At 68.5% G+C, this 8,324-nt stretch carries 8 protein-coding genes; 3 read left to right on the top strand and 5 right to left on the bottom strand.

The window, feature by feature from the left end; translation table 11 throughout:
* Positions 1-175 precede the first annotated feature (175 nt).
* Genes ACESY8_RS14430 through rpiB form a run of 3 tightly spaced genes read left to right on the top strand, consistent with a single transcriptional unit; the run spans position 176 to position 3,393 of the window.
* A complete protein-coding gene (locus ACESY8_RS14430; RefSeq protein WP_009260232.1) occupies positions 176-2,125 on the top strand; it encodes a phospholipid carrier-dependent glycosyltransferase in 1,950 nt (649 codons plus the stop codon).
* Positions 2,126-2,159: 34 nt separating this feature from the next.
* Positions 2,160-2,954, top strand: a complete 795-nt coding sequence (locus ACESY8_RS14425) for a PHP domain-containing protein (RefSeq protein ID WP_009260231.1) — start codon at positions 2,160-2,162, stop codon at positions 2,952-2,954.
* 13 nt (positions 2,955-2,967) lie between these two features.
* Positions 2,968-3,393 (top strand): ribose 5-phosphate isomerase B, encoded by a 426-nt coding sequence (gene rpiB, locus ACESY8_RS14420; RefSeq protein ID WP_054339433.1) that lies wholly within the window; start codon positions 2,968-2,970, stop codon positions 3,391-3,393.
* A 54-nt stretch (positions 3,394-3,447) separates the two neighbouring features.
* Here the strand turns inward: rpiB and hemL are convergent, their stop codons facing one another.
* From hemL to ACESY8_RS14395, 5 genes are all read right to left on the bottom strand, one after another.
* The gene (gene hemL, locus ACESY8_RS14415; RefSeq protein WP_054339432.1) at positions 3,448-4,728 is read right to left on the bottom strand and encodes a glutamate-1-semialdehyde 2,1-aminomutase; all 1,281 of its coding nucleotides are present in this window, start codon (positions 4,726-4,728) and stop codon (positions 3,448-3,450) included.
* Positions 4,728-5,711 (bottom strand): porphobilinogen synthase, encoded by a 984-nt coding sequence (gene hemB, locus ACESY8_RS14410; protein ID WP_054339431.1) that lies wholly within the window; start codon positions 5,709-5,711, stop codon positions 4,728-4,730. Before hemB ends, hemL begins: the two co-directional genes overlap by 1 nt.
* Positions 5,712-5,727: 16 nt before the next feature.
* Positions 5,728-7,215: a uroporphyrinogen-III C-methyltransferase gene (gene cobA / locus ACESY8_RS14405; protein ID WP_054339430.1), complete on the bottom strand. Its 1,488-nt coding sequence runs from the start codon at positions 7,213-7,215 to the stop codon at positions 5,728-5,730.
* A complete protein-coding gene (gene hemC / locus ACESY8_RS14400) occupies positions 7,200-8,090 on the bottom strand; it encodes a hydroxymethylbilane synthase (RefSeq protein WP_154023814.1) in 891 nt (296 codons plus the stop codon). Before hemC ends, cobA begins: the two co-directional genes overlap by 16 nt.
* Positions 8,087-8,324: NAD(P)-dependent oxidoreductase (locus tag ACESY8_RS14395; RefSeq protein WP_498794810.1), on the bottom strand; the 238-nt coding region annotated here is incomplete at its 5' end. The genes hemC and ACESY8_RS14395, both read right to left, overlap by 4 nt.

The raw sequence follows: 8,324 nt of genomic DNA, 5'->3' as shown, positions 1-8,324 counted from the left end.
ACAACCCCAACACTTGCAGCCTGAGAAGTGTTTTCCCCGACGCACATGTCGCCGGGGAAAACAGATTGCTGCTTGATTCGCGCCTGCGGGCGCGAACTCTGCGAGGCTTTTTTGGCGAGCTGAGAGGACGGGCCAATGCCCGCCCTCTAGTCTTACACAGGAGGTGACCGCCCCCGTGGGCCCCATTCGTTATATTGTCATACTCTTTCCCGTCCTCACCCTGCTGGCGCTGCTGGGCTTCTTCTGCTGGTACTGGCGCACCCAGCGCTCTCCCCTGGCCCAGCAGCTCGCCCCCGCGCCGCAGCCGAAGCGCCGCTTCACCTTTGCCGGGCGGTGCCATCCCCTGGCGCGCCGGGATGCCATTCCCATCCTGCTCATCACCTGTATTTACGCCGTCACCGCCTTCGCCCACTTGGGCTCCCTCCAGGCGCCCCAGAGCGCCTGGGACTTTGGGGACGGGGAATCGGCCACCTTCTCCCTGCCGGAGAGCGTCCAGGTGTCCAGGCTGTGGTACTACCCCAACCTGGGCACCGGCAAATACCAGGTGGAGATCTCCGCCGACGGCACCCAGTGGCTCACCCTCTGGAGCCGGACGGAGACCGATGAAACGGGCAGTGAGGAGACCGTTTACTACTGGGCCGACCCGGAGGGCTACGGCGAGAGCTACGCCATGACCCAGAACTACAATCAGCTCTTCAAGTGGAATGAACTCACCTTCGAAAACCCCCAGTATATCCGATACCTGCGCATCACCGGCCAGGCCAATAAGGGCCTGCTGGAGCTGGGAGAGGTGGCCCTGTTCGATCTGGAGGGGAACCGGGTGAATCTGTCCGCCTCGGCCAGCCCCCTCTTCGACGAGCAGGAGACGGTGCCCGAAAAGACCACCTATTACGACTCGGCCTACTTTGACGAGATCTACCACCCCCGCACCGCCTGGGAGCACATCCGGGGCATTGAACCCTATGAGATCTCCCACCCGCCCCTGGGCAAGCTGATCATGGGCGTCGGTATCCGCCTGTTCGGCATGACCCCCTTCGGCTGGCGGTTCATGGGCACCCTGTTCGGCGTGGGGATGCTCCCCCTGCTGTATGTGTTCCTCAAGAACCTGTTCGGCCGCACCTCCATCGCCACCTGCGGCACCGTGCTGCTGGCCGCCGACTTCATGCACCTGACCCAGACCCGGCTGGCCACCATCGACACCTACGCCTTCTTCTTCATCCTTCTGATGTATTATTTCATGTACCGCTACCTCACCCTCCCGGCGGGCGCCCCCTTCCGCAAATGCGCCCTGCCCCTGTTCCTGTCGGGGTTGTTCTGGGGCATCGGCGCGGCCTCCAAATGGACGGTGATCTACGGCTGCACCGGGCTGGTGGTACTCTACTTCATCGGCCTGTACCAAAAGCTGCGGGACTGGCCGGCGGACGGGGAGACGGGGGCGCGGCAGCCCGGGCGGCTGAAGTGGGCCTTCCAGATTCTCGCCTTCTCGGTGCTGGTGTTCGCCCTGATCCCGGCGGCCATCTATACCCTGTCCTATCTCCCTTACGCCTGGGCGGAGGGAGACAGCAGCCTCACCGGCCTCGTCGGCGCCATGTGGGAAAACCAGAAGTATATGCTCTCCTACCACAGCGGCGTCACCGATACCCACCCCTACTCCTCCCGCTGGTATCAGTGGCTCTTTGACATCCGGCCCATCCTCTACTATATGGACAACTCGGTGCCGGGGTACACCACCCGCTTCGCCGCCTTTGTCAACCCGGTGGTGTGCTGGGGCGGCCTGCTGGCCGTCCTCGCCTGCGCCGTGCAGGCGGTGCGGCGGCGGTGCGCCAGGGCCCTGTTCATCGTCATCGGCTACCTGGCCCAGCTGGTGCCCTGGTTCTTCATCGGCCGCATCACCTTCGCCTATCACTACTTCCCCTCGGTGCTGTTTCTCATTCTGGCCCTGTGCTATGTGTTTTACAGCCTGTCCGAGCAGGAGGAGCTCATCGCCTGGAAGCCCGCCATGTACGCCGTCACGGCGGGGGCCGCGGCCCTCTACGCCCTGTTCTATCCCGTGCTGGTGGGCATCCAGATCCCCTCCTGGTATGGGACCTGCCTGCTGCGGTGGCTCCCCTCCTGGCCCTTCTAATCCCCCGCCCAGCGGCACTTGTGAGGTAATTTGTATGTATCTGTCCGACTATCACACCCACAGCCGGCTCTCCTTTGATGCCCACGCCCCCCTGTCCGAGCTGGCGGAGGCGGCGGCAGACGCGGGCCTGGACGAGCTGTGCGTCACCGACCACTTCGACTTCCTCGACGAAAATGGGGTTCCGGCGGAGGGCTACGACTGGGCCCCCGCCGTGGCCCAGCATCAGCAGGCCCTCCCCGCCGCCGGGGAGCGTCTCACCCTCAAGCTGGGCCTGGAGCTGGGCATGCCCCATCTGAATCCGGCCGCCGCTGCGGCCATCTGTGCCCGCCCGGAGGCCGACTTCATCCTGGGCTCGGTCCACAACCTCTCGCCGGAAAGGGGCGGCACCGACCTGTTCTTCCTGGATTTCTCCACCGTCCAGGCCTGCTATGATGCCCTGGACGACTACTTTGCCTCCCTGGCTCTGCTGGCCGCCACAGATTTTTACGACGTGCTAGCCCACCTCATCTACCCCCTGCGCTATATGCAGGCCCCCGTCACCCTAAACCGCTACCAGGACGCCATCCGGGCCATCCTGCGCACGGCTGTGGAAAAGGGCAGGGGCATGGAGGTCAACACCTGCCGGGGGCGCACCCTGGAGGAGTGGCGGCCCATCCTGGCCCTCTACCGGGACTGCGGCGGCGAGATCGTCACCGTCGGCTCTGACGCCCACACCCCGGCGGACGTGGGCAAGGGCGTCCGGGCGGCCTGCGCGCTGCTGCGGGAGTGCGGCTTCCGCCGCGTCTGCACCTATGAAAAGCACCAGCCCGTGTTCCACACACTCGGATAAGGAGGAAATATATATGATCGCATTGGGTTCCGACCACGGAGGGCTCGCCCTCAAGCGCCACGTCATGGAGTACCTGGACGCCCGCGGCCTGGAGTATCAGGACTTCGGCTGCTACACCGCAGAGAGCTGCGACTACCCCGACTTCGGCCGGGCGGCCGCGGAGGCAGTGGCCTCCGGCGCGTGCGACCGGGGTATCGTTATCTGCACCACTGGCATCGGCATCTCCATCTCTGCCAACAAGGTGAAGGGCATCCGCTGCGCCCTGTGCAGCGAGCCCCTCTCCGCCGAGATGACCCGGCGGCACAACGACGCCAACATGCTGGCCATGGGCGGCGGACTCATCGGGAACAATATGGCCGACTGCATTGTGGACGCCTTCCTCAACACCCCGTTTGAGGGCGGCCGCCACCAGCGGCGGGTGGACAAAATCGAAGGCTGAACGCAGAACGGCCCCCAGAACCCAAATGGTTCCGGGGGCCGCTTTGGTTTTGGCTCAGAGCGTCTCGAACACGGCCTCCGCCGCGGCCAGGGTGGCGTCCAGCTCCGCCTGGGTATGGGCCTCGGAAATGAACATGGCCTCGAACTGGGCGGGGGCCAGGGCCACGCCCCGCTCCAGCATCCCCTGGAAGTAGCGGGCGTACTTGGCCACGTCGCTGCCCTTGGCGTCGGTGAAGGTGGTCACCGCCGTGGGGGTGAAGAAGGGGGCCAGCAGGGAACCGAGCTGGTTGATGACCACCGGCGCGCCGGTGCGCTTCACCAGCTGCCGCAGACCCTCCGCCAGAGCCGCGCCCTTGGCGTTGATGTGCTCGTATACCTCGGGATGCTCCCGCAGGTAGGTGAGCTGGGCCAGGCCGGCGGCCATGGCCACCGGGTTGCCGCTGAGGGTGCCCGCCTGGTACACCGGGCCGCAGGGGGCCACCTGCTCCAGCAGCGCGCGGCTGCCGCAGTAGGCGCCCACCGGCATGCCGCCGCCGATGATCTTGCCGAAGGTGACCAGATCGGCCCGCACGCCGAAGTACGCCTGGGCGCCGCCGGGGGCCAGGCGGAAGCCGGTGATCACCTCGTCGAAGATCAGCAGGGCGCCGTGCTTGTCGCACAGGGCCCGCAGTCCCGCCAGGAAGCCGGGGGCGGGGCCGACCACGCCCATGTTGGCGGCCACCGGCTCCACGATCACCGCCGCCACCTGGCCGGGGTTCTGCTCCAGCAGGACCTCCACGCTGGCCAGATCGTTGAACTGGGCGGTGAGGGTGTCCCTGGCCGCCCCCACCGGCACGCCGGCGCTGCTGGGGTGGCCCCCCGCCAGGGCGGAGGAACCGGCGTTGACCAGCATGCAGTCGGAGTGGCCGTGGTAGCAGCCCTCGAACTTGATGAGCTTGTCCCGGCCGGTGGCCCCCCGGGCCAGCCGGAGGGCGGACATGACCGCCTCGGTGCCGGAATTCACCATGCGCACCATCTCAATGTTGGGCACCATGCCGATCATCAGCTCGGCAATCTCCACCTCCCGGCGGGTGGGTGCGCCGAAGGAGAGGCCGTCCCGTACCGCCTGCTCCACCGCCTCCCGGATCACCGGGTGGTTGTGGCCCAGGATCATGGGGCCCCAGGAGCAGACGTAGTCGATGTACCGCTTCCCGTCCTCGTCGTAGATATAGGCCCCGTCGGCCCGCGTGATGAAGCGGGGGGCCATGCCCACGGCCCGGTAGGCCCGCACTGGGGAGTTGACCCCGCCGGGGAGCACCCGCTTGGCCCGCTCAAAGAGCTGTTCCGAGATATCCATCAGCCGATGTCCCCCTTCTGTATGGCCTGGGCCAGCTCCTTGGCGTAGTAGGTGATGAGCATATTGGCCCCGGCCCGGAACACGGACAGGGCGCTCTCGCACATGATGCGGTACTCGTCCACCAGCCCTGCCGCCCCGGCTGCCTTGATCATGGCGTACTCGCCGGAGACGGAGTAGGCGCACATGGGCAGATCAAAGGCGTCGGAGCACTCGCGGATCACGTCCAGATAGCTCAGGGCGGGCTTGACCATGAGGATATCCGCCCCTTCCGCCTCGTCCAGGGCGCACTCCTTGAGGGCCTCCTTGCGGTTGTGGGGGTCCATCTGGTACCCCTTCCGGTCGCCGAAGGAGGGGGCGGAGCCGGCCGCCGCCCGGAAGGGGCCGTAGAACGCGGAGGCGTACTTGGCGGAGTAGGCCATGATGGGGGTGGTCTCATAGCCGTGCTCGTCCAGGACGGCCCGGATGGCGGCCACCCGGCCGTCCATCATGTCGGAGGGGGCCACCATGTCCGCCCCCGCCTCCACATGGGACAGGGCGGTCTTGGCCAGCACCTCCAGGGTCTTGTCGTTGTCCACGCTCTGGCCGCAGAGGATGCCGCAGTGGCCGTGGTCGGTATACTCGCACATGCACACGTCGGTGATCACATAGAAATCCGGGTATTTGGCCTTGATGGCCCGGATGGCCTCCTGCACCACGCCGTGCTTTGCCCAGGCGGAGGAGCCCACGGCGTCCTTCTCACGGGGCAGGCCGAAGAGGATGCAGTGGGTCACCCCGGCGGCCAGGCAGTCGGACACCGCCTCACACACCGCGTCCAGGCCGTAGTGGAACTGGCCGGGCAGGGCCTCGATGGGCCGCTTACCGCGGAGGGTCTCGTCCACGAAGATGGGGTAGATCAGGCTGTCGGGGGACAGGCGGGTCTCCCGGCACAGGCGGCGCACCGCGTCGCTTCCCCGCAGGCGGCGGGGGCGTTGAATGAGTTCCATATATGTGCTTCCTTTCTCAATCCCGCAGGGCGGTAATCAATTCCACCAGGGCGTCCATGGTGGCCTCCCGGGCCACCGCCGCGGGGATGCCGTGCTTCCGGGCCTCGGCAGCGGTCTGCGCCCCGATACAGGCCCCCACCATGCGGGAGAAGTCCGCGTCCTCCCCCACGGAGGCGACAAACCCCTTGACCGTGGAGGCACTGGTGAAGGTGACGATCCCCGCCGCGCCGGACTCCACCGCCGCCCGCAGCTCGTCGGAGCGGGGGTTCTCGTACACGGTGCGGTAGCAGGCCACGTCGTCATACCCAATGTTACGCCCCTTCAGGGCCTCTGTCAAGGCGGGGGAGCCCTCCTCCGCCCGGAGAATGAGCACCCGGCCCCGGGCGGGCAGGCCAGCCCCCAGGTGGGCCGCGTCGTAGACCTCGGGTATATAGTCGGCCCGCAGGCCGTGGCCGGCCAGGGCCTTGGCGGTGCCGGGGCCGATGGCGGCCAGCTTCAGGCCGCCCAGGGCGCGGGCGTCCAGGCCCTTCCCCTCCAGGCAGGCCCACACCGCGTCCACTCCGGCGGGGCTGGTGAGGGCCAGCCACTCATAGCCGGACAGCCGCTCCAGCGCCCCGTCCACGTCGGGGCAGGGGGGGATGGGCACGGTGGCGATGCAGGGGTACTCCCACACGTCGGCCCCCAGCGCCCGCAGGCGGGCCGACAGGGTGCCGGCCCGCTCCCGGGGCCGGGTGACCACCACGCGCTTCCCCTTGAGGGGGAGGTGGTCGAACCAGTCGAACTGGTCGGCCAGGGCGCACACGCCCCCCACCACAATGACGGCGGGGCTCTGGACGGCGGCCGCTTCCGCCGCCCGGGGCAGCCCCGCCAGGGAGGCGCTCACCCGCCGCTGGGCAGGGGTGGTGCCCCGCTCCACCACGGCGGCGGGGGTGTCCGGAGCCATGCCCGCGTCCAGCAGCCCGGCGCAGATGGTGGGCAGGGCGGACACGCCCATGAGGAAGACCAGGGTGCCCCCGGTGCGCACCAGGGCCTCGAAGTCGATGGCCAGCTCCTTCCCCGCCCGCTGGTGGCCGGTGACGATGTGCAGGGAGGAGCAGCAGTCCCGGTGGGTCACCGGGATGCCGCCGTAGGCCGGGGCCGCGATGGCGGAGGTGATGCCGGGTACCTCCTCGAAGGGGATGCGGTGCTCCGCCAGCAGCTCCAGCTCCTCCCCTCCCCGACCGAACAGGAAGGGGTCGCCCCCCTTGAGGCGCACCACGTTGTGGCCCTGCTGGGCCTGCTCCAGCAGAATCCGGTTGATCTGCTCCTGGGGCACGGGGTGGCGGGACGCCTCTTTGCCCACGTTGATCTTCACCGCCCCCTCGGGCATAAGGGCCAGAATGGCGGGGCTGACCAGGCGGTCGTACACCACCACATCGGCCCTCTCCAGGGCCTCCAGCCCCTTGCGGGTCAGCAGGCCGGGGTCGCCGGGGCCGGCGCCCACCAGTGTCACTTTTCCAGGCATGTTCCGCCCTCCTTCAGCCTGCGGGCCAGCGCCTCACCCAGGGCCTCCCCCTGGGCGCGGGGGCCGCTGAGCCGCCCCCGCCGCACTTCGCCCGCGTCGGTTACATACAGTCCGTCTATGGTCACGGTATCGCCCTCCAGCCGGGCGTGGGCCGCAATGGGGGCGGAGCAGCCCCCGTCCAGGGCGCGGACAAAGGCACGCTCGGCCCGGGCGCAGTCGGTTCCGTCGGCGTCCAGTACGCCGTCCAGGCAGGACAGCTCCTCCCCCGCCCGGGTCTGGAGGGCCAAAATGCCCTGACCCGCCGCGGGGAGCAGCTCCTCCACCGTGAAGTACCGGGTGATGCGCTCCTCCAGCCCCAGCCGCTTGAGGCCGGCGGCGGCCAGCACCAAGGCGGAGAACTGCCCCTCGTCCAGCTTGCGCAGGCGGGTGAGCACGTTGCCCCGCACCGGGGCCACCGCCACGCCGGGAAACAGCGCCCGCAGCTGCACCGCCCGCCGGGCGGAGGCGCAGCCGATGGGCCTGGAGGGGTCCAGCTCCTCCGCCCCCTGGGGCAGCACCAGCACGTCCCGGGGGTCCTCCCGGCGGGAGAAGCCCGCCAGGGGGATGCGGGGGTCCTCCTCCATGGGGAGATCCTTGCAGCTGTGGACGGTCAGATCCACCCGGCCATCCAGCAGGGCGGCGTCCAGCTCCTTGACAAAGAGGCCCTTGCCTCCCACCTTGTCCAGGGTGCGGTCCAGTATCTTGTCGCCGGTGGTCTTCATGGTCACCAGCTCCAGCCCCACCTCCGGGTGGGCGGCGCGGACGGCATCCATCACCAGCTCGGACTGCACCACCGCCAGCCGGCTCTCCCGGCTGCCGACACGTATGGTCTTCATTCCAATCCCTCCAATGCGCTGCGGATGGCCCGGGCCGCCCGGGCGGTGCGGGCGTGGTCGTCGCCCCGGCCGATGACCCCGGCCACCAGATTCTCGCCGGTACAGACGGCGGGGAAAAAGAAGGTGCACTCCTCCGGGCAGTCGGCCACGCTGACCGGAATCCCCAGCGCGCGGGCCTCCTCCCCCACCGCCCGGTTGACGGCGCGGTCGTCAGTGGCGGCCACTGCCAGGGCC

The sequence above is a fragment of the Clostridium sp. ATCC BAA-442 genome, from assembly GCF_964239415.1.
Lineage (GTDB): Bacteria > Bacillota > Clostridia > Oscillospirales > Oscillospiraceae > Flavonifractor > Flavonifractor plautii.
This window is presented reverse-complemented; position numbering and strand designations above follow the sequence as displayed.

Bases quoted from the DNA above. Each gene is read 5' to 3' on its own strand.
- ACESY8_RS14425 (WP_009260231.1), top strand. From the start codon at position 2,160: ATGTATCTGTCCGACTATCACACCCACAGCCGGCTCTCCTTTGATGCC.
- rpiB (WP_054339433.1), top strand. From the start codon at position 2,968: ATGATCGCATTGGGTTCCGACCACGGAGGGCTCGCCCTCAAGCGCCAC.
- hemL (WP_054339432.1), bottom strand. From the start codon at position 4,728: ATGGATATCTCGGAACAGCTCTTTGAGCGGGCCAAGCGGGTGCTCCCC.
- hemB (WP_054339431.1), bottom strand. From the start codon at position 5,711: ATGGAACTCATTCAACGCCCCCGCCGCCTGCGGGGAAGCGACGCGGTG.
- cobA (WP_054339430.1), bottom strand. From the start codon at position 7,215: ATGCCTGGAAAAGTGACACTGGTGGGCGCCGGCCCCGGCGACCCCGGC.
- hemC (WP_154023814.1), bottom strand. From the start codon at position 8,090: ATGAAGACCATACGTGTCGGCAGCCGGGAGAGCCGGCTGGCGGTGGTG.